Source organism: Mesorhizobium sp. WSM4842 (assembly GCF_055901575.1).
The window spans coordinates 1,627,063-1,646,155 of sequence record NZ_CM148372.1; the positions used below are offsets into that span (position 1 = coordinate 1,627,063).

The 19,093-nt window shown below is 64.5% G+C and carries 19 protein-coding genes and 1 pseudogene; 8 read left to right on the forward strand and 12 right to left on the reverse strand.

The features are described 5' to 3' along the window. Positions 1-113 precede the first annotated feature (113 nt). Together AC0NIE_RS07795 and AC0NIE_RS07800 are read left to right on the forward strand one after the other, a co-directional pair. Complete coding sequence (locus tag AC0NIE_RS07795; protein WP_473486910.1) at positions 114-650, forward strand: TetR/AcrR family transcriptional regulator; 537 nt, start codon at positions 114-116, stop codon at positions 648-650. Positions 651-878: 228 nt separating this feature from the next. Then, the gene (locus AC0NIE_RS07800) at positions 879-1,148 is read left to right on the forward strand and encodes a hypothetical protein (protein ID WP_473486909.1); all 270 of its coding nucleotides are present in this window, start codon (positions 879-881) and stop codon (positions 1,146-1,148) included. Between the two features lie 7 nt (positions 1,149-1,155). Here AC0NIE_RS07800 and AC0NIE_RS07805 read toward each other — a convergent pair whose 3' ends face one another. The 11 genes from AC0NIE_RS07805 to AC0NIE_RS07855 all read right to left on the reverse strand — a co-directional run bounded on the left by AC0NIE_RS07805 (position 1,156) and on the right by AC0NIE_RS07855 (position 11,213). Further along, a complete protein-coding gene (locus tag AC0NIE_RS07805) occupies positions 1,156-2,241 on the reverse strand; it encodes a Gfo/Idh/MocA family protein (protein WP_473486907.1) in 1,086 nt (361 codons plus the stop codon). A gap of 78 nt (positions 2,242-2,319) precedes the next feature. Beyond that, positions 2,320-3,084: an ATP-binding cassette domain-containing protein gene (locus AC0NIE_RS07810; RefSeq protein ID WP_473486906.1), complete on the reverse strand. Its 765-nt coding sequence runs from the start codon at positions 3,082-3,084 to the stop codon at positions 2,320-2,322. Next, on the reverse strand, positions 3,081-4,082 hold the full coding sequence (locus AC0NIE_RS07815; RefSeq protein ID WP_123150262.1) for an ABC transporter permease: 1,002 nt from the start codon (positions 4,080-4,082) through the stop codon (positions 3,081-3,083). Before AC0NIE_RS07815 ends, AC0NIE_RS07810 begins: the two co-directional genes overlap by 4 nt. Next, on the reverse strand, positions 4,079-5,068 hold the full coding sequence (locus AC0NIE_RS07820) for a sugar ABC transporter substrate-binding protein (RefSeq protein ID WP_473486905.1): 990 nt from the start codon (positions 5,066-5,068) through the stop codon (positions 4,079-4,081). Before AC0NIE_RS07820 ends, AC0NIE_RS07815 begins: the two co-directional genes overlap by 4 nt. Positions 5,069-5,443: 375 nt before the next feature. After that, positions 5,444-5,953 carry a TOBE domain-containing protein gene (locus AC0NIE_RS07825; protein ID WP_473486904.1) on the reverse strand — a complete coding sequence of 170 codons (510 nt, stop codon included), beginning with the start codon at positions 5,951-5,953 and terminating at the stop codon, positions 5,444-5,446. Further along, positions 5,946-6,983, reverse strand: a complete 1,038-nt coding sequence (locus tag AC0NIE_RS07830) for an ROK family protein (protein ID WP_473486903.1) — start codon at positions 6,981-6,983, stop codon at positions 5,946-5,948. The genes AC0NIE_RS07825 and AC0NIE_RS07830 overlap by 8 nt, the downstream gene beginning before the upstream one ends. Beyond that, positions 6,983-7,705: a ribulose-phosphate 3-epimerase gene (locus AC0NIE_RS07835; RefSeq protein ID WP_473486902.1), complete on the reverse strand. Its 723-nt coding sequence runs from the start codon at positions 7,703-7,705 to the stop codon at positions 6,983-6,985. The genes AC0NIE_RS07830 and AC0NIE_RS07835 overlap by 1 nt, the downstream gene beginning before the upstream one ends. After that, complete coding sequence (locus AC0NIE_RS07840) at positions 7,702-8,535, reverse strand: alpha/beta fold hydrolase (RefSeq protein WP_473486901.1); 834 nt, start codon at positions 8,533-8,535, stop codon at positions 7,702-7,704. Before AC0NIE_RS07840 ends, AC0NIE_RS07835 begins: the two co-directional genes overlap by 4 nt. Then, entirely contained in the window at positions 8,535-9,353 is an 819-nt protein-coding gene (locus AC0NIE_RS07845) for a sugar phosphate isomerase/epimerase family protein (protein ID WP_473486900.1), read from the reverse strand. The genes AC0NIE_RS07840 and AC0NIE_RS07845 overlap by 1 nt, the downstream gene beginning before the upstream one ends. Further along, complete coding sequence (locus AC0NIE_RS07850) at positions 9,353-10,429, reverse strand: Gfo/Idh/MocA family protein (RefSeq protein ID WP_473486899.1); 1,077 nt, start codon at positions 10,427-10,429, stop codon at positions 9,353-9,355. Before AC0NIE_RS07850 ends, AC0NIE_RS07845 begins: the two co-directional genes overlap by 1 nt. 10 nt (positions 10,430-10,439) lie before the next feature. Next, complete coding sequence (locus tag AC0NIE_RS07855) at positions 10,440-11,213, reverse strand: sugar phosphate isomerase/epimerase family protein (protein WP_473486990.1); 774 nt, start codon at positions 11,211-11,213, stop codon at positions 10,440-10,442. A gap of 513 nt (positions 11,214-11,726) precedes the next feature. On the opposite strand from AC0NIE_RS07855, the pseudogene AC0NIE_RS07860 reads away from it, so the two are divergent. Together AC0NIE_RS07860 and AC0NIE_RS07865 are read left to right on the forward strand one after the other, a co-directional pair. After that, positions 11,727-12,874, forward strand: a pseudogene (locus AC0NIE_RS07860) (Gfo/Idh/MocA family protein). Between the two features lie 18 nt (positions 12,875-12,892). Continuing rightward, positions 12,893-13,870 carry an alpha/beta hydrolase gene (locus AC0NIE_RS07865; protein WP_473486898.1) on the forward strand — a complete coding sequence of 326 codons (978 nt, stop codon included), beginning with the start codon at positions 12,893-12,895 and terminating at the stop codon, positions 13,868-13,870. Here AC0NIE_RS07865 and AC0NIE_RS07870 read toward each other — a convergent pair. Continuing rightward, positions 13,858-14,880, reverse strand: coding sequence for a LacI family DNA-binding transcriptional regulator (locus AC0NIE_RS07870; protein WP_473486897.1), 1,023 nt, complete (start codon positions 14,878-14,880; stop codon positions 13,858-13,860). The two genes, AC0NIE_RS07865 and AC0NIE_RS07870, sit on opposite strands and share 13 nt — an antisense overlap. A gap of 244 nt (positions 14,881-15,124) precedes the next feature. Here AC0NIE_RS07870 and AC0NIE_RS07875 point away from each other — a divergent pair, with 244 nt between their 5' ends. The 4 genes from AC0NIE_RS07875 to AC0NIE_RS07890 all read left to right on the forward strand — a co-directional run bounded on the left by AC0NIE_RS07875 (position 15,125) and on the right by AC0NIE_RS07890 (position 19,070). Continuing rightward, complete coding sequence (locus AC0NIE_RS07875; protein WP_473486896.1) at positions 15,125-16,069, forward strand: sugar kinase; 945 nt, start codon at positions 15,125-15,127, stop codon at positions 16,067-16,069. Beyond that, complete coding sequence (locus AC0NIE_RS07880) at positions 16,066-17,352, forward strand: D-tagatose-bisphosphate aldolase, class II, non-catalytic subunit (protein ID WP_473486895.1); 1,287 nt, start codon at positions 16,066-16,068, stop codon at positions 17,350-17,352. The genes AC0NIE_RS07875 and AC0NIE_RS07880 overlap by 4 nt, the downstream gene beginning before the upstream one ends. A 150-nt stretch (positions 17,353-17,502) precedes the next feature. After that, positions 17,503-18,387: a dihydrodipicolinate synthase family protein gene (locus tag AC0NIE_RS07885; protein WP_473486894.1), complete on the forward strand. Its 885-nt coding sequence runs from the start codon at positions 17,503-17,505 to the stop codon at positions 18,385-18,387. Positions 18,388-18,410: 23 nt separating this feature from the next. Further along, positions 18,411-19,070: a GntR family transcriptional regulator gene (locus AC0NIE_RS07890; protein ID WP_473486893.1), complete on the forward strand. Its 660-nt coding sequence runs from the start codon at positions 18,411-18,413 to the stop codon at positions 19,068-19,070. Positions 19,071-19,093 lie beyond the last annotated feature (23 nt).

Genomic DNA, 19,093 nt, shown 5'->3' on the forward strand with positions numbered 1-19,093 from the left:
GATGACCGAAACACATACCTGTGACTGGTCCCGATTTCAAATGACGGCGATCTTACTGTACCGTCTGGACGGTCTTGTCAATTCCGCGTAGGCTAATGTATGGGGAGCGACCGATGAAGGCCCGCAGAACAAATTCGCGTGATAAAATTCTCGCCGCCGCCGCCGATGTGGCACGCGAGACAGGGCCCGGCAGCCTGTCGCTGGACGCCGTCGCCAGCCGAGCCGGCGTGTCGAAAGGCGGCTTGCTGTACAATTTCCCAACCAAGGCGAAACTGATGCAGGCGCTGGTAGAGGATTACCTGCGCGCCTTCGAGCAGGCGCTGGAGTCCGCCCGCACGGCCGGCGTCGACGGCGAAAGCCCGCTTGCGACTTACATCAAGCTTTCGGCCGAACATGCCGATGAATCGAAACCTTCGGCTTCCTGGATATTTTCAGCGATCGCCGAGGATCCCGATTTCCTGACACCTATAAAATCGTTCAGGCGGCAGGTTTTCGAGCGCCTCAAGGGAGAGACGCCGGACCTCAAGGCGCTGCTGGTCTGCTACCTCGCAATCGAAGGACTTCGCAGCATGAACCTGTTCGATTCGGACGTCCTTTCGGTCGACGAACGCCGGTTGCTGGTATCGTCCTTGCTGGAAATCGCGGGATAGATTGCCGCGTAGGGCGGGCGAAGCACCTGCGGCCGAAGACCGCTTGGTGAGATCCTCCCCGCTCGCCGGCACGAGGGGCGCCTTGCTGTTGTAGACGATGCCGGTGGTGACCAGCTTGGTCGAGAAACAGGTTGAGCTGGTTGGCCAGAGTGCCGTTCAGGGAACTTTTGTTCGGCTGGCGATTTTGGATGTATGGTGGGAACCCGAACGGCCAGAAGGGTGTTGCCGATGACGACAAAACGCTTTGCGATCTGCGCGCTCGCTTTCGCGATGGGCTGCAGCATGTCCGCCGCGGCCTTCGCTGGAAGTCGCGACCAACGGGCTGACCCTGAACGCTACGTTCCCGCCGAAGGCGACATCATCGACATCCTGTTCGGCGGCCCGCGCTACTATGACCAGCAGTTGTTCACGACGGCCGCCGGAGCCTGCTCCTACCAAAGGGTCGGCCCCGACGCGAATGCGTTGAACAAGATCAACGATCACCATTGCGGCAAGTAGGCAGGCTTCAGCGCCCGCCAGTCTTCTTCATCTGCTCGATGATCTCGGCCATCAGCGCCAGGTCGCGACGTGAATCGGCGAGGTCGGTCAGTGGCTTTGTCCCGTCGGTGATGTGGCGATGGAAGGTCTCAAGTTCATTCGAGAAGGCGTCGCCATAGAGCGGCCCGTATGTCCGCGTCACCGGGCCGGCTGCGCCGGCCTCCGTCACTTCTAGCCGCGTCGGCAGGCTGCGGATGTAGGGTGTGTCGTAGATGATGCGGACCCGCTTGGTATTCGAGCGCACCTCGATCATCGCGTCGAACAGGCCGAGATCGTCGACCACTGCGTCGTAGCAGCAGGCGAAATGGTCGTAGTCGAAGGTCACGCTGGTGTTGGCGCCGCCATTGGTGCGGTGCGCCGCCAGCACGCGAACCGGTTCGCCGAGCAGCCCGCGCATCGCCGAAATATGGTGCGAGCTCAGCGCCGTCAGGCCGCGATAGGCGCGCACGAGATCGGCCGGCGCATCGGAGCCCACCACTTCTCGAATCAGCGTGTCGCGCTCCTTGGCGCCACGCTCCAGAAGCGCCGGGTCGATATCCCGGGGATAGAGGACGTTCTGGCTCTTCTTCAGGAAATGCCGGCCCTCGGAGATCAGGTCGAAGATTCGGACATGGGTGATATCGGCGAAGTCAGGCAGTTCCTCCATCGCTGCCAGATAGGCCGGCGCGTAGCGGCGCATGTAGCCGACAAGGATCGTCTTGGCGTAGTTTGGCGTCAGCGCCAGAAGCTCGTCGATCTCGCGCACCGTCAGGCAGGCGGGCTTTTCCAGGAGGACATGCTTGTTCGCCTGGACGGCGGCACGGACGAAACGGCTGTGGGTTTCGTCGGACGAGAGGATGAAAACCGCGTCGATATCCGGCGAATCGATCAGCTCTTCGGCGGAATTAAAGGCCGCAGCCGTCGGGTTTTGGGACCGGCAGAGCGCCACCAGGCTCGGCGAAACATCATAGACGCCTGATATCAGCCAGCGGTCGCGCTGATCGCTCAGCACCGGCAGATGGATCGACTGCGCGACCTCGCCAAGACCCACAAGTCCGACACGGATTACCGCCACGGCACACTCCCTTTGCAAACCAATTGTTTCAGCCAACAGCTCGTTATAGCGACAGGTGCGGCTCGACCCGGCCGTCCGTCATGCGGCGCCGGTGACGAGCGCAACGAGTTCGTTGCCGGTCGTCTCCGAGGCACGCACCGTCGCCACCATCCGTCCCGCTCGCATCACCCAGATCTGGTCGGACAGGCGCCGCACCTGATCGAAATTATGGCTGACCAGGATGACGCTGACGGCCTGTTCGCGCAGCCGCCGGATCAGGGCTTCGACATTGGCCGTCTCCTGCACGCCGAGCGCTGCGGTTGGTTCGTCCATCACCACCAGCTTGGCGCCGGAACCCGCGGCGCGGCAGATCGAGATCGCCTGTCGTTGTCCGCCCGAAAGGCGCCGCACGCGCTGACTGACCGAAGGCATGTTGATCGACAGGCGCGACAGCATGGCGCGCGCCTGCTGTTTCATCGCCTTGCGGTCGAGCAGGGCGAAGGGACCGATCCGACGCACGATCTCGCGGTTGAGGAACAGGTTCTGGGCGACGGTCAGTTCGTCGATGAGCGCCAGGTTCTGGTGCACCGTCTCGATGCCGGCCTTACGCGCCTCGTCGGGATTGGCGAAGGGACGCGGCCGCCCGTCGAAGAAGATGTCTCCTGCATCCGGCACATGCACGCCGACCAGGCAGCGTATCAGTGTCGACTTGCCGGCGCCGTTGTCGCCGATCACCGCCGTGACCTCGCCACGGCGGGCCTGGAAGGCGACATCGGTGAAGGCTCGGATGCCGCCGAAATGCTTGCTCAGCCCTTCGCAGGCGAGGATCGCGTCGGCCGACGGGGAGTGATTGACGGCGCTCATTTCTGATACCGCATGATCAGTGCCGCCAGCACCACGATGGCCCCTACGGCAAGGGGTTGGTAGAAGGCCGAAACGCTGAGCAGCGTTAGCCCGTTGACGAGAGCGGTGAGCATCAGCGCACCGATCGCCGGGCCAAGAATGCTGGCGCGGCCGCCGAACAGGCTGACACCGCCGAGAACCACCGCCGCCACCGAATTCAGCAGAAGGCTGGTGTTGATCTGCGGTTCGGCCGAGCCGATGCGCGCGACCAGGAGCAGTGCGGCGATGCCGGCGCAGAAGCCTGAAATCGTATAGGCGGCGATCTTGACCCGGTTGGTGCGGATGCCGAGCGCGCTGGCGCTTTCGACCTGGCCGCCGGTCGCCAGCAGATGCACGCCGAAGCGGGTGTGGTAGAGCGCGATATGCGCCACCAGAACGGCCGATATCGCCACCCAGACGGGATAGCCGAACGGTCCAAAGGAGCCGGAGGCCAGCCGCAGCAGGAAAGGCGAGCCGACCATTATCGGCTCGCCGCCCGACAAGATCAGGCCGAGCCCGGTGACGCCCGAAAGCGTGCCGAGCGTTACCACGAAGTCGGGTATTCGCCCGGCTGTGATGAGCACGCCATTGAGGAAACCGACCGCGCTGGTGGCGGCTACGGCGAGCACACAGGCGAGGAAGATGCCATACCCCGCGGCATCGACGAGGCCGAGGATGATGGCGCCCAGCATGACGGCTGCCGCCAAGGAGAGATCGATGCCGGCGGTGGCGACGACGAAGGTCTGGCCGATCGACAGCACGACCAGGATTGCCGCGGCCAGCAGCAGGGCCTGCAAATTGGCGATGCTGAGAAAGACCGGCTGACTAATGCCGAAGACGATGACGAGGCCGACAAGGCCGACGACCGATGCCCAGTCGGCCCAGAAGGAAGGATCCAGGAGGAGAGCCGACAGGGAGGGGCGGCTCTCCTCCGCCGCGCCCGCGGTATGCACGGGCGCGTTTTGTTCAGGAATGCTCACTTCAACATCTCGCGGAAGGGATCGGGATAGTCGCCGCCCGGACGCGGGAAGTTCTTCAGCGAGGCTTCGGCATTGTCCTTGTTGATCAACAGAACCGGCGCCGGCACGTTGGCGGGCAGTTCCTTGCCCATGGCCGCTGCCTTGCAGGCTTCCACGCCCATGGCACCGACGACATAGGGATATTGCGCGACGGTCGCGGCGAGTTCGCCGGCCGCGACCGATTTCAACGCGTCGACGATGCCGTCGAGGCCGATCACCTTGACGTCCTTGCCCGAGGTCTGGACGGCGCGCTGAACGCCGAGCGCCATGATGTCGTTGGCGGCGAAGAAGCCGGCGAGATCGGGATGCGCGGCCAGGATGTCGGTGGCAGCGGTGAGTGCCTTCTCGCGATCCCAGTCGGCACTGACCATCACCACGACTTCGAGCTTGCCTTCGACAGCCTGCTTGAAGCCCTTGATGCGGGCGTTGCTGCCGACATCGCCGACGATGCCGGCCACCAGCGCGACCTTGGAGCCTGCAGGAACCAGCTTCAGCATCTCTTCGCCTGCCAGCACGCCGGCGGCAACGTTGTCTGTGCCGATATAGGTTGAGATGGTGAAGCCCGCGGCCTTGGCCTGCTCGGCGTCGATGGTGCTGTCGATGTTGACGATCGGCTTGTTCTTCTGGGCGACAGGCACAAGTGCCTGGACGAGGTTGCTGACGCTGATCGGATTGACCAGATAGCAATCGAAATCCTGCATGGCCATGGCGGTCAACCGATCGGCCTGCCCGGTGGCGTCGCCCATATTGGCGGCTGCCTGGATAGTGACGGCCACACCCTCGGCCTTGGCCTGCTCTTCGATGCCCTGGTGCATATACTGGAAGAAGGGATTGTCGAGACCCTTGACGATAGCCGCGACGCGGGCTGCGTCCTGGGCTTGGGCCGGCATGGAAATGATGGCTGCAAACAGGCCTGCGCCAAGCGACAGGCAATTGAACATACGCATGCTTCTGCCTCCTCCTAATTGTTGGTTGTGCCGCAATTGACCCGTTGTCCGGCGAACGGAATGCCTGTGCCGGCTAAGGCCAGCCCGGCACTTGCGAAAAGCTGCCGACCACTGGGCGATTGCCATGCGGCTCGCCGGTTCAGGAACCGTTCCGGGTCATTGTTCGTGTCAGGCATTTCTCCTCCCAGAGCGCTGACCGATGCCTGTCAGCATTTCCGCATGTTTTAGAAAAATTTGACACGCGTCAAGATTTAAAATGGTGTGCAGTGGTTTTTCGATGTGCTGCGATGCAGCAGAAATCGACACTGCAGGGAAGTCGAAGCAGGCTCGATGCTGCGTCGTCAGTGGTCCGGGTCAAACTGCAAGTGCACGCCGTCAGGCCGGTTGCAGAGGCGCCAGCGCTGGCCCATCGGTGCGAAATAGGTGGCAAGCCGATGGCGAGATGTCGAGCGCGATCGGGCTGTGCAACGGCGTCCTGTCGCCGCCTTCGGCCTGGACGACCAGAGTGATGTCAGGCGCGATCTCGACATGCAGGATGGTCAGGCTGCCAAGCCGCTCCGCCAGCACGGCTTGCCCCTTGAATTGTCCGTTGGCCGAGATGCGGAGATGTTCCGGCCGCATGCAGAGCAGCAGATCGTCGCCAGATTTGCTTGCACCGGCGGCGACCGCCACGGTCAACGCCCCGCCGTCCGACAAGGTGACGGTGACGCCTTCGGGGACGGCTGACGCCACCTTCAGCTTCAGCAGGAGCAGCGTGGACTTGCCGCAGCCGGACGGGCCAACGAAGACGACGAATTCGCGGTCCTCGACGTCAAGATCAAGCCCCTTGATGATCTCGACGGACCCGTAGGATTTGCGCGCACCGCGCAGCTTGAGCTCAGCCATGGCTTGTCTCCCTGGCGCCGGCACGCTCAGTCGCGCCGTCTTTGTTGTCCTCGTCCTGCGCCATCGCCAATGGCGCGCCCGGTTCGCCTTCCCACAGGATCAGGCTGGCCGCGCCGATCAGTCCTGCGCGGTCGCCAAGCTGCGCCGGCACGATCGGCACATCCCGGTAGGCCGGCATCGCCCGCTGCTCGACGGTCGCCCTGATGGTTGGAGCCAACAGGTCGAAGCCATTGGCGAGGCCGCCGCCCATGACGATCAGGTCCGGCGAATAGAGGTGAAGCAGGTTGGTGAAGCCGATGCCGAGCCACTTCGCCTCCGCCTCGATCAATTCGAGCGCGCTGATATCGCCGGCACGTGCGGCTTCGACGACGTGCCTGGCTGAAACATCGCCGTCAGCCGAAAGGCGCCTGAGCCGGGAGCCGTCGCCCGGCGTTGTCAGCGCTGTGGCACGCCGCCCGAGCGCGGTTCCGGAGGCGACCGCCTCGAAACAGCCGACGGCGCCGCAGAAGCAGCGGTCGCCCTCGCCGGTGATGGTCATGTGGCCGATTTCGGCCGCCAGCCCGCGCCGGCCGTGATAGATGTGGCCGTCGGCAACGACCCCGCCGCCGATGCCGGTCGACACGGTGACGAATACCAGGGATCCGCTGCCTCGGCCGGCGCCGAAGCGCCATTCGCCAAGGGCGGCCGCGTTGGCGTCGTTTTCCAGCCGCACCGGCAGGCCGAAATGCTTGCCGAGAATGTCGATCAACGGCACGTCGTGCCAGCCGGCCAGCGTCGGCGGCGCGATCACGATGCCGGCCTTGGGATCGAGCGGTCCCGGCGCGCCGATGCCGATCCCGGCGACATCCGCCAGTGGGCGCTGTGCCAGAAGCGCCCCGGCCAGTGCAATGATCTGGCCGATCACCGCATCCGATCCCGCTATCGCCATCGTCGGCGCCGAAACCTGCGCGACAATGCGGCCGCCGCTCTCGACCAGCGCGCCGCGCAGCTCCGTTCCGCCGAGATCGAAGGCGAGGGCCAGTCTTGTCATCAGGCGGCGACCTTCAGCCCACGCAGCCAGGCCATGCGCTGCGCGAGGTCGGGGTCGCCGAATGCCAGCGATCCGAGCACCACCGTCTCGGCCCCGGCGGCGCGCAGGCGCGCCAGCGTCTCGTGGCGGATGCCGCCGTCGGCAGCCAGGATGATGTCGGCCTCGCGACCCGCTTGCTGCATCAGCGTGCGTGCTTCAATCAGGCGGGGGCAAGCCTGGTCGGAAAGGCTCTGGCCCTTGACGCCGATGGATGTGCCGAGGAGCGTCACAAACGCGACTTCGGGCAGGAACGGGGTGACCGCAGCGACCGGCGTTTCCAGCCTGAGCACCACGCCGGCCTCGGCGCCGAGCGCATGCGCCAGCCGCACGGCGCGCAGGCCGGCTTCGCCGTTTTCGGCGTGGACACTGACCAGGTCGGCACCGGCATCGATGAACTGACGCGTCTGCTCCTCGACGATCTCGGCTTCGACCATCAGGTGCACATGGATCGGTTTTGCCGTCAGCCCGGCGATCCGCGCTACCAGATCCGGGAAGAACAGGAAGCCGGGGGTGAAGCGGGCGTCTGCGACATCGATGTGGTGGAGGTCGACATGAGGTTCTATGCGCTTCAGGTCGCGCTCCATATTGGCAAGATCGGCCGACCACAGCGAAAACTCGCCGAGCAGCCGGTTGCGCGGCAGGGCGGCGATGGCGTCGGGACCGGACAGGGTTTTGGTCGTCATGACGGAATGAGGCTCCGGAAGTTCGAGGAGGTGTGAAGGAAGGTCGTGATATCAGCCTGCAGCTCGGCGAAATGCCTGACGCTGTCGAGCGCCTTGGAAGAGATCTCCGCAAACGTGGCGCCGGGGATCGCCGCCGCGAGCGTATGGGCCGCCGTCAGCGGATGCACCGCATCCATGGCATTGCCGATGACGAGCGTGGGGATGCCAAGGGCAGCGGCGTCACTCGCTGAAACTCCCGGGCCGTCGGCGGCAATGTCGGCGAGGACCTGCGTGAATGGCGCGGCGTCCGGCCGGTCGAAATAGCCGAACAGCGAGGCAAGGTTGTCGGGCGCGTCGCGCTGCAGGCGCGCGGCGGTTTCCGATTGCGCGAAGATCGCCCTCGCCTTGTCGGGGCCGTGGTCCAGGATAAGCTTGGCAACCTCGGCGATCGGCCGCAGGTTCACCGGCGCGCTGTCGAAAATCCAGGCCGGCCGCACCAGCAGCAGGCCCGCGACGCGGTCAGAATGACGGCAGGCAAGGCGCATGGCGATCGCGGCGCCCATGGAAATGCCGCCCGCGACGAAACGGTCGAGACCGGCCTGATCGGCGGCGGCAACAACATCGTCCGCGAACATCTCCAGGGAAAACGGCCGGCGGCTGCCCAGTCCGGAGGCGCCGTGCCCGCGGCATTCCAGCGTGATGCGCCGCAACCCCGGCCCGGAAGGGAAAGCCTGGGCGACCTGCGCCTCGCCACCGCCCAGGCCGTGCTGAAAGACAACCGCAAGCCCGTCGCCGTGGTCGCAGACTTGGAGCAATGCGTCATCGCGAAGCAGCTTGGCAAGGCGGCGCATCAGGTCAGCCCCTTCAGGAAGCGGGCGACCCCGGGCGCTTCGTCGGCCGAAAGGCCGTGGGTGACCAGCGCCCCGTCAAAGCCTGATACCTTTAGTCGAGCGACAAAATCCGGGAAATTGACGACACCTTGCCCGGCGGTGGCGAAGCGGCCGTCGGCGAAACGGTCCTTGGCGTGCGCCATGGCGACATGGCCTGCCGTGGTTTCGACGGCGGCGGCGACGATGTCGCGTGCTTCGGCCGGGCTCGCCTGTTCGAACAGGTTGGCCGGATCGAGCACGATGCGCAGCCGTTTCGAGCCCATCTCGGCGATGAGGCGCGTCGCGTCCGACGCCGAGGTGACGATGTTGGCCTGTTCGGGCTCGATGCCGAGATCAACGCCGTGGCGCTCGGCGAGTTGCAACGCCTTTTCCATCTCGCTCGCCATGTCGTCCCATGCCTCAGGGGCAGCATTGTCAGGGTGATACGCCCACTGATCGTCCGCGTTGCGCGTTCCCGTGCACAAGGTGACCAAGGGAACGGACAGGGATGCCGCGGCCTTGATGGCCACGCCAAGCCGGCGCAGGCCGTCGTCGCGCACAGCCCTGTCGGGATGGGCCATGTTGTAGGTGCCGGAGAGCGCCACCAGCGCGACACCGCAAGCATTGGACGCGGCCGCGATGGCATTAATGGCGTCTTGCGGCACCGCATCCGGCATCGACGGCAGCCCGGCGCAGGCAAGGTTGAACTGGGTGACGGCAAATCCCGCGTCGCGGACCGCTGCCAGCACGCCAGCCGGCTCGCTGCCCGGGAAGGTCTTGGCGAACACCCCGATCTGCATCAGACCGCTCCCGTTGCGGAAGCGATCTCGACGCGATCGCCGGTTTCGACCGAACGGGCGATCGCCACCATGGCGCGGATCGAGGCAAGGCCGTCCTCGACGTTGGCGCCGCGCATCGGCTTGCCGTCAAGGATTGTCTCGGCGAGGCCTTCGAGCTGCCGCCTGAAGAAATGCCCGTCGGCGCCGAGCGGCCTTCGCGACGTCGCATCCTTCTCGTGAAAGATATCGACCTCACTCGCCCGGAAATACCAGGGATTGAAGGTCTTCGCGATCACCGAGCCGTTTTCGCCATAGAGCTGAAAACCCTCATGCCAGTCCATGCGGACAGCCACGGTGAGATCAAGATGGCCGAGCGCGCCATTGGCGAATTCGGTTTCGACGAACCAGCAATAGGCGCCGAAACGTTCGTTGAGGCGGGCGCGCACGGCAACGATCTCGCCGCACAGGAAGCGCGCTGTGTCGACGAGGTGCGAGCCGTGCGCGAGCATGAAATACTGCCTGAGATCGGCCTTCGGATTGCCGCCCGGCTTGCGCGCCAGCTTGCTGGTGACCGGCAGCGGCTGGACCGCGTCGGTGTTGGTGTAGCGGTGAGTGGAATCGCAATACCAGGCTTTTAGCGCCAGGATCTCGCCGATCTCGTCGCGGACGAAATCGCGCGCCGCTTCCAGTGCCGGGTCGAAACGCTTCATATGGCCGACCTGCAGCACCTTGCCGGAGCGCCGGACCGCATCGGCGAGCATCTCGCCTTCCTCGACCGAGACGCCGATCGGCTTTTCACACAGCACGTGCTTGCCGGCCTCGAGCGCCTTGATCGACGTCGGCACGTGATAGGCGTCGGAGGTCGCGACGATCACCGCTTCCAGTTGCGGGTCGGCCAGCATCTCATCGTAATCGCGATAGATTTTTTCGGGTTCGTAGGTCGCGCCCATGCGCGCCAGAAGATCGGGGGCGGCATCGCAGATAGCATAGAGATCGGCGTTCCTGGCCTTCACGCAGGATTCGAGATGGGCGAATTGGGCGATCGGCCCGCAGCCGAGCACGCCGACACGAAGGCGACGGTCTTGCTTTCGGATCATGGTCTCTTCCTCACGCGCCATAGCCGCGCATGGTCTGGCGGTTGGTCTTGACCGCGGCGGCCGGATCGGCGGCGGCGATCTCGGATTCTTCTTCCAGCACCAGCCAGCCGTTGAAATGTGGCGCGGCGCTGGCGATATCAATCACAGCTTGGGTGTCGCAGACGCCCTTGCCGAGCATAGCCCAGGTGCCGCTGGCGTCGACGTCTTTCAGATGCACGTAGCGGATGCGATCGCGGTAGGCGGTGAGCGTATCTGCCATGTCTTCATGGCCGCGCAATATGTGGCCGGTGTCGGGCACCCAGCCGACGAGCGACGGATCGATCAGTTCGAAAATCCGGTCATAGTCGGCACGGTCGAACAGCAGCGTGTTGTGGTGGGAACTAGGATGGACGGCGATGTCGACGCCGGCCTTGCGTCCGAATTCGCCGGCCTTGTTGTAGAACTCGGCCGCGATGGCAAACTTGTCGTCACGCGGGCCATCGGACACGGCGGTGGCCGAACCCATGGAGACGAGGGCGCCGGGGAATGCAGCGGCGAAATCGATCCAGCGCTGCGCGGTTTCGAGGTCGGCGCCGATTTTCTCCTCCAGCGTGAAGCCGCTTTCGGAGCCGAAGGCGAAGGAAACGAGCGCCAGCCCAGCCGATTTCAGTGCCGTGGCGAATTCCGCCGGGCTGTCGGCATAGTGGCCGATCATCGTGTCGGTGATCTCGATGCCTGCATACCCGCCATCGGCGATCGCCTTCAGGAGGTCGTCGGGACCACCGGCAAACCGGTCTCCGAGCATTTCCCAGGTAAAGGTCTGGCATCCGACTTTCAGGTCTTTCACGATCGTCCTTTCATTCCTTGATGCCGCCCTGCGTCAGCCCTTCGATGATGTGCCGCGGAAGAACAGCACCAGCACGATCAAAGGGACGGTGACGACGGCCGAAGCTGCGGCATGTCGCCCCCTGGGCCCGACCCAGCGCGGTCTGCGAAAACATCGACACCGAAAGGATGACCGTCAGGATGCCGAAGCGGCCCTTGACGTTGAGCCGTGACAGCGCGAAGGCAGCTGGCGACCCGGCGAAGAGGCACAGGAATGTCGTGGCCAGCGTTGTAGCAGGGCTCGAGCGCGGGGATCAGCGATGGCGAGCCTGACGATGTCAGTCATTTTCTCCTCCTTGCTCTGGCAGCCTCCCAGACAGCATTTCCGCATGTTCCATAAAAATTTTACGCGCGTCAACATTTAAAAATGCTGTAAAGCCTGCTTTCGAATGTGATCCCCAGGGCGTTGCGACGTCGGGAGGTGGAATAGAAAATGCTGGAAAGATCAGCAGCTAAGCTCGGCATCGGCGTTGTCGGGTGCGGCAACATCTCGATGACCTATTTGCGCAATGCGGCTCTGTTCGGCGAGGTGGAGCTGCGCGCCTGCGCCGACATATCGACTGACATGGCGGCCCTGCGTGCCAGCGAATACGACATCCGGGCTCTCAGCGTCGATGCGCTGCTGGCCGATCCCGAGATCGACCTTGTCCTCAACCTGACATCCCGGCGGCGCATTTCGATATTTCGTTTTCAGCGCTTTCGGCGGGCAAGCACGTCTTCACCGAAAAGCCGCTGGCAACCTCGGCAAGCGACGGCCGGCGCCTTGTCGCCGAGGCGGCGGAGCGCGGGCTGCTGCTGGGCTCGGCCCCGGACACCTTCCTCGGCGCCGCCGGACGGCGGGCGCGCCGCCTCATGGACGAGGGCGCGATCGGCCGCGCCGTGACCGGCACCGCCTTCATGATGGGGCGCGGCATGGAGCACTGGCATCCCAATCCGCAATTCTACTATCAGCCCGGCGGCGGACCGGTCTTCGACATGGGTCCGTACTACCTGACGATGCTGGTCAATTTGCTCGGGCCGGTGGCCCGCGTGATGGCGATGGCGACGCGGGGCCAGGAGGAGCGGCTGATCACCGCCGAAGGCCCCTACCGGAACACCAGCTTCAAGGTCGGCACACCGACCAACATCCTGTCGCTGCTGGAGTTCCATTCCGGTGCAACTATCACCTTCGGCGCCTCGTGGGATGTCTTCAGGCACTCCAACCATCCGATCGAGTTGCACGGTACCGAAGGCTCGCTCAGGCTGCCCGATCCGGACACGTTCGGCGGCACCGTTTCGCTGTCGGAACGTGGGGCCGACTGGGCCGACTTCCACAGTGAGAGCGAACTCTATGGCGCGTGCAACTGGCCCTTCGCCGCGCCGGACCGCGCCAACTATCGCATGCTCGGGGTCGCCGATCTTTCACGCGCGCTGACAACCGGCAGAAGGCCGCGCGCGTCCGGCGACCTTGCGCTGCATGTGCTGGAGATCATGGAGGCGATTCTCGCTTCGGGAGAGAGCCGTGAGTCCGTCGCCGTCAACACAAAGGTTGATCAGCCGCCGCTTCTTGGGGAAGACGAAGCGGCCAGCCTGCTTGCCTGATATCGGAGGGGACCTGCTGTGACGACATCGCTTTCGCCCTTGCTCGATCCGGAGGCCTGGCATGTGCTCGGGCTCGACCGGCAGGCGGCTGCCCCGCCATTCGAAGCTGGCACTCCCGAAGAAGCGCGCCGCGCCTATGAGCAAGGCTTTCCGGCACTCCAGGGCGAGCGCGAGCCGGTTGGCTCACTGACCGAGCGCATCATCGCCGGGCCAGGCGGCCCGTTGACGCTCAGGATCTATCGCGGACAGGGCGTGAGCGGGGCCGCTGCCCGGGCGCTGCTCTATCTGCATGGCGGCGGCTGGGTGATCGGCAATCTCGAGTCGCATGACGAGATCTGCCGCTGGCTTGCCAATATGGCGGCCTGCGTCGTTGTCTCTCCCGACTATCGGTTGGCGCCGGAGCACAAATTTCCGGCGGCGATCGAAGATTGCCGTGCCGCACTTTCCTTCATGCAGGACAGCGCGGGCGACCTCGGCATCGATGCAGAGCGACTCGCTGTCGCCGGCGACAGTGCCGGCGGCAATCTCGCTACCGTGCTTTGCCTGCTTGCGCGCGGCGACAAGAACCCGCCGACTGCGCAACTGCTGTTCTATCCGAATACGGACGCCTCGCAGGCGGCAGACAGTTATCGCCGCTTTGCCGAGGGTTATGGTCTCACCGCGGCGACCATGGCCTGGTTCCGCGACCACTACATCCGCGATGCCAGGGACATTGGCGACTGGCGCGTATCGCCGCTCAAAGCCGCGAGCCTTGCCGCCGCAGCCCCGGCCTTTGTCGCCATCGCCGGTCACGACATCCTCGCCGATGAAGGCGAGGCTTATGCCAAGCGTCTGGAAGATGACGGTGTGCCGGTCGTCCTGCGGCGTTGGCCCGGCCAGATCCACGGCTTCGTCTCGATGGGCCGTCATGGTCCGGCGGCGCGGCAAGCGGTCGGCGCGGCGGTTGCCGCATGGCGCGGCTTCGATCCTGTCTTTGGAAACGCTCAGGCCGACTGACGCATGACCAGCGTCGCGTCGAGACTGACCTTGCTGGCAACTGCCGCGTCGTCCTCGTCCAGCAAGGCCAGCAGCGTCTCGACGCTGCGTCCCGCCATGGAAGCGAAGTCCTGCGCCATGGTGGTGAGGGCAGGGCAGGTGTAGCGGCTCAGCGGATGGTCGTCATGGGCTGCGACCCGCAGGTCGCAATCGCCCTTGCGGCCGACCTTGCGGCCTTGCGAGTAGGCGGCAGCCATCACGCCGAAGGCGAGACGGTCGTTGGCGCACAGAATGGTCTTGCCCGGCAGACCGCCACGGGCGAGCATCGCTTCCATCTGCTCATAGCCGATCCGTTCGAAATCCCAGGTGTAGTCGTAGGTGTTGCCGATGAGCACCGGCTCATGCCCAAGCCGCTGCATGGCGCCGACATAGCTGTTCAGGCGTTCGCGCGAATTGTGGTTGACGTGCGGGATGTCGAAATAGACCGGGGCATCGCCGGAACGGCATAGATAATCGACGATGGTCGAGACGCTCTGGCTGTTGTTGTTGCCGACGAATGGCGTGTCGCCCTCGAGATAAGTGTCGAAATAGACGATCGGTATGGTCTGTGTCAGCTTCTCCAGCGTGCGGTGGTCTGAGCGCAGGCCGAGCGGCGCAATCAGCGCGCCGGAGACTTTCAGCGAAAGAATGGTTCGCGCTGCTTCCACTTCGAGCTCGCGCGAGCCGTGCGAGGAGATCACGATCGGCCAGTAGCCTTCGTCGCGCAGCCTGAGTTCGATTCGGCTGACCATCTCGGAATAGAAGGGATCGGCGACCGTCGGCACGACAATGCCGATGCTGCGGGTCCGCTTGCGGTTCAGGTTTCGCGCAAAGAGATTGGGCTGGTAATCGGACGAGCGCAGCGCTACCTCGATCCGCTGACGTGTCGCCGGCTTGACGCTGGTCGGATCGTCGAAATATTTCGACAGTGTCGGCCTGGAGACGCCGCAAGAGCGAGCAAAATCCTCCATCGTCTTGTGTGTCATCGACATCAAAGCCCCCGCGCTGCTGCGAGCGCTGCCCGGTCTCTACATACGGTGCGCCAGCGCGCAACTGCAAGGCGAAACTTTACAGACAATTTCGATAGTTTTCATGCGTCAATTTATTAATTGACGCGAAAAAGCACAAGCCCTATCACCTCCAGTGGGCGAATTCGAAATTCATGTCACCCGGAAAGTGCTCGCGCGGTTCATCAGAAGCGAGGCCGGGGCGAAACGCCGGGAGGGATTCCGCGAGATGAGGAAGCTGGTCAGTGCCGGCGAGATTCTGGTCGAGATCATGGCCGAGCGGATCGGCCAGAGCTTTCTCGAGCCTGGTCCGCTGCTTGGACCCTACCCGTCCGGAGCGCCTGCCATCTTCATCGGCCAGGCGGCGGCGCTTGGCCAGCCGGCCGGTCTCATCGGCGCCGTGGGCGACGACGATTTCGGCAGGCTGAATATAGAGCGGCTGCGGGCACTGGGCGCCGACGTGTCGGCGATCGCGGTACACAAGGGCCATGCAACGGGCACCGCTTTCGTCACCTACCGGGCCGACGCCAGCCGGCATTTCGTCTTCAACATCCGCAACAGCGCCGCCGGCCTGATCGAGACAAACGCGGCGGCGACAAAGCTGCTCGCCGGCGCCGATCATGTCCATGTCATGGGCTCGTCGCTGTTTTCCGACCGCGCCATCGCGGTGGCGCTATCGGCGATCGAGACGGTCAAGGCCAAAGGTGGAACCGTGTCGTTCGATCCGAACATCCGCCGCGAGATCATGCAGGCATCCGGCATGCGCGCAGCACTCGACCAAGTGCTGGCGCAAGCCGACATCTTCCTGCCGAGCGGCGAGGAACTCTTCCTGTTTTCATCAGCCACGGACGAGAAGGGCGCAGTCGACGAACTGCTGGCCCGTGGCCTGTCCTGCATCGTCCTGAAGAAAGGCGCCGCCGGCGCCGTTTATCATGATCGACACGGTGCGGTCGCCTCGTCCGGCTTTGCCGTCGACGAGGTCGATCCGACCGGCGCGGGCGATTGTTTCGGTGCTGCCTTCGTCTCGTTCTGGCTGCGCGGGGCGGCTCCTGCCGAAGCCCTGCGGATCGGCAATGCCTGCGGTGCGCTTGCCGTCACCCGCAAGGGGCCGATGGAAGGCATTTTCCCGCTTGAAGCGGTCGAGGCATTCATCGCCACGGGCAACACGCAGTGAGTGACGCGACGCGAAGGTTTGCGAACATTGCGGCCAGGCGCGCCGCAGGCGAGAGAAGCGGCATCGCCTCGGTCTGCTCGGCGCATCCGCTGGTCATCGAGGCTGCCCTGCGCCACGGCGCCGCGCGGCACGCGGATGTGCTGATCGAGGCCACCTGCAACCAGGTCAATCACGAGGGCGGCTACACCGGGATGACGCCCGCCGACTTCCGCAGCTTCGTCGAGGCGCATGCGCTGAAAGCGGGTTTCCCAGTCGATCGCCTGATCCTTGGCGGCGATCATCTCGGACCCAATCCGTGGAAGCACATGGCAGCAGCTACCGCGATGAAGAAGGCGGGGGCGATGATCGACGCCTATGCGAGCGCCGGCTTCACCAAGATGCATCTGGACACGAGCATGGCCTGCGCCGACGATCCAGCCGTGCTTGCCGATGAGATCATCGCCGCACGCGCGGCCGAACTTGCTGCAATCGCCGAGGCGGCGGTCGAGCGCGCCGGCAGCGAGAAACCCGTCTACGTCATCGGCACCGAAGTGCCGGTGCCGGGCGGTGCACTGGAGGCGCTCGACCACTTGCATGTGACTGCGCCGGACGATGCCTTGCGAACGGTAGAGGTACACGCCCGAGCGTTTTCCCGCGCCGGCCTCGAGGCCGCTTTTGGCCGTACGCTCGGCGTCGTCGTTCAGCCCGGCGTCGAATTCGGCAACATCGAGATCATGCCCTATGCGCCAGCCAAGGCGACCGAACTGGTGGGCGTGCTCGACCGCATGCCAAAAGTCGTTTTTGAAGCGCATTCGACCGACTACCAGCCGGCCGAAGCGCTTAACGCTCTCGTTCGCGACGGTTTTGCCATCCTCAAGGTCGGCCCCTGGCTGACCTTCGCGCTTCGCGAAGCGCTGTATGGGCTCGGCCATATCGCCGATGTGCTCGCGCCGGACCCCTCGCGCGAAAGCCTGCCTGCCGCGATGGAACGCATCATGCTGGCGTTGCCGGACAACTGGCAGAAATACTATCCGGGCACGCCGGACGAGCAGCGCGTGCAGCGGCATTTCTCGCTCAGCGACCGCATCCGCTATTACTGGCCGACGCCGGAGGCGCAGCGCGCGACACAGACGCTGCTGGACGTGCTGAGCGAGAAGGACATTCCCCGGCCTCTGATAAGCCAGTATCTGGGGCAGCTCGACGCCGAGGTTGCGGCAGGCCGGGTCAAGCCCCTCGCGCACGACCTTCTGATCGGCAGCATCACCCGTGTCCTCGATATCTACGCGGACGCGACGGGACAGTAGGGATCGCGCAGCCGGAAAAACGACATCTGCCTAAATCCGCCTCATAGAGTCGGATGTCGACGTTGTTTCGAAAAGGGCGTCGCCCCAATTTACAACTAACATGTTAGTGTGCTAGTACTGCGTGCACATTGATGTCTGGAGAGAATAGCAGTGGCCTCGCGCTTTGGTCTTTCGGTCGCCCTCACCACGCCTTTCGAGGCTTCCGGGCAAATCGCCATCTCTCCCATGATCACGCAGGCCCGGGCTTGCCTTGGCGCCGGCTGCAGCAGCGCAACGCTCTTCGGCACCACCGGGGAAGGCGCCTCGGTGGGCACGGGAGAGCGGCGGATTGTTACCGAGGCCATGCTGGCCGCCGGCATTCCGCCACATCAGCTCGTCGCCAGCGTGCTGGTCGATGCGGCCGAAGACGCTGCCGAACAGGCGCGGCATGCCTTGCAGTGCGGCGTCCGCAACATCCTGCTGGCTCCACCGAGCTACTTCAAGAATGTCAGCGAGGACGGGTTGTTCGGATGGTTTTCCGCCGTCTTCGCTGCGCTCGGCCCACTGGCCCGCGGCGTCCTCCTCTACAACATCCCTTCTGTCACCATGGTGCCGCTCCCGCTTGCCCTGATCGGTCGGCTGCGTGCGGCCTTCCCCGGCGTGGTCGCCGGCGTCAAGGATTCGGGTGGCGACTGGAGTTACAGCGAGGCACTGCTAAGAGCTCATGGCGACCTGGTGATCCTGATCGGCGACGAGCGGCACCTGGCCAAAAGTGTGCGCCAGGGCGGGCAGGGCGCCATTTCCGGCATGGCCAATTTCGCCACCAGTGAAATCCGTGCCATGGCCGAGGATGGGCGCGACGATGCCCGTGTCGAGGGCTTCGTGCTCGAATTGCTCAAATATCCGGTCACCCCGGCGGTGAAGGTCATGGTGGCGCGCAAGACCGGCGACGAGCGCTGGCTGGCTGTCCGTCCGCCGCTGGAGCCGATCGCTTCGCAGGGGCGGCAACAGCTTGCTGCCGCCTATGACAGGCTGTTTGCGACAGAGCCGGCCTGACCGGCAAAGGGAAGCGCGCTGAAATGGACGACAGCAGCGAACCGGGAACCCTCAGGGAAAGAGCTTATGCCAGTTTCACGCGGCATTTGCTGGCCCGCGATCTCAGGCCGGGACAGTTCGTGTCGCAGCGTGAACTGGTTGCCTTTACCGGGCTGCCGCTTGGCGCCATCCGCGAGATCGTGCCGCGTCTCGAGGCCGAGGGGCTTTTGACGACCATCCCGCAGCGCGGCATGCAGATCGCCCATATCGACATCAACCTGATCCGCGAGGCCTTTCAGTTTCGCCTGTTCATGGAGCGCGAAGCGGTGGCGCTGTTCACCGTCAACGCCTCCGACGCCGAGCTCGCCCGCCTGCGGCACGAGCATGAGGACATGCTGGCTCAAGCGCTGTCGCAGGCGCCGACGCCGGAAATGGAAGCCAGGGCCCAGAACATCGATTGGGCCATGCACGACACCTTCATCGATGCGCTGGGCAACGAGATCATCGCCAAGGCGTATCTGGTTAACTCGGTAAAGATCAGGCTAATCCACCAGGAGCGTTTCCGTATCGACGGGCGCGTCGTGCCGGTGATGCAGGAGCACCTGACGGTGATCGAAGCGCTCGAGAGCCGCGACCCGCAAAAGGCGGTCGAAGCGATCAGCCGGCATATCGACAACGCGCGCCGGTTGGCGCTCCAGATCTGAGGACGTATGGTTCGCGGCTGCCG

What these genes read in the sequence shown, in the direction of transcription:
- AC0NIE_RS07795 (WP_473486910.1), top strand. Translation starts at nt 114, where the DNA reads ATGAAGGCCCGCAGAACAAATTCGCGTGATAAAATTCTCGCCGCCGCC.
- AC0NIE_RS07800 (WP_473486909.1), top strand. Translation starts at nt 879, where the DNA reads ATGACGACAAAACGCTTTGCGATCTGCGCGCTCGCTTTCGCGATGGGC.
- AC0NIE_RS07810 (WP_473486906.1), bottom strand. Translation starts at nt 3,084, where the DNA reads ATGAGCGCCGTCAATCACTCCCCGTCGGCCGACGCGATCCTCGCCTGC.
- AC0NIE_RS07820 (WP_473486905.1), bottom strand. Translation starts at nt 5,068, where the DNA reads ATGCGTATGTTCAATTGCCTGTCGCTTGGCGCAGGCCTGTTTGCAGCC.
- AC0NIE_RS07825 (WP_473486904.1), bottom strand. Translation starts at nt 5,953, where the DNA reads ATGGCTGAGCTCAAGCTGCGCGGTGCGCGCAAATCCTACGGGTCCGTC.
- AC0NIE_RS07830 (WP_473486903.1), bottom strand. Translation starts at nt 6,983, where the DNA reads ATGACAAGACTGGCCCTCGCCTTCGATCTCGGCGGAACGGAGCTGCGC.
- AC0NIE_RS07835 (WP_473486902.1), bottom strand. Translation starts at nt 7,705, where the DNA reads ATGACGACCAAAACCCTGTCCGGTCCCGACGCCATCGCCGCCCTGCCG.
- AC0NIE_RS07840 (WP_473486901.1), bottom strand. Translation starts at nt 8,535, where the DNA reads ATGCGCCGCCTTGCCAAGCTGCTTCGCGATGACGCATTGCTCCAAGTC.
- AC0NIE_RS07845 (WP_473486900.1), bottom strand. Translation starts at nt 9,353, where the DNA reads ATGCAGATCGGGGTGTTCGCCAAGACCTTCCCGGGCAGCGAGCCGGCT.
- AC0NIE_RS07850 (WP_473486899.1), bottom strand. Translation starts at nt 10,429, where the DNA reads ATGATCCGAAAGCAAGACCGTCGCCTTCGTGTCGGCGTGCTCGGCTGC.
- AC0NIE_RS07855 (WP_473486990.1), bottom strand. Translation starts at nt 11,213, where the DNA reads ATGCTCGGAGACCGGTTTGCCGGTGGTCCCGACGACCTCCTGAAGGCG.
- AC0NIE_RS07870 (WP_473486897.1), bottom strand. Translation starts at nt 14,880, where the DNA reads ATGTCGATGACACACAAGACGATGGAGGATTTTGCTCGCTCTTGCGGC.
- AC0NIE_RS07875 (WP_473486896.1), top strand. Translation starts at nt 15,125, where the DNA reads ATGAGGAAGCTGGTCAGTGCCGGCGAGATTCTGGTCGAGATCATGGCC.
- AC0NIE_RS07890 (WP_473486893.1), top strand. Translation starts at nt 18,411, where the DNA reads ATGGACGACAGCAGCGAACCGGGAACCCTCAGGGAAAGAGCTTATGCC.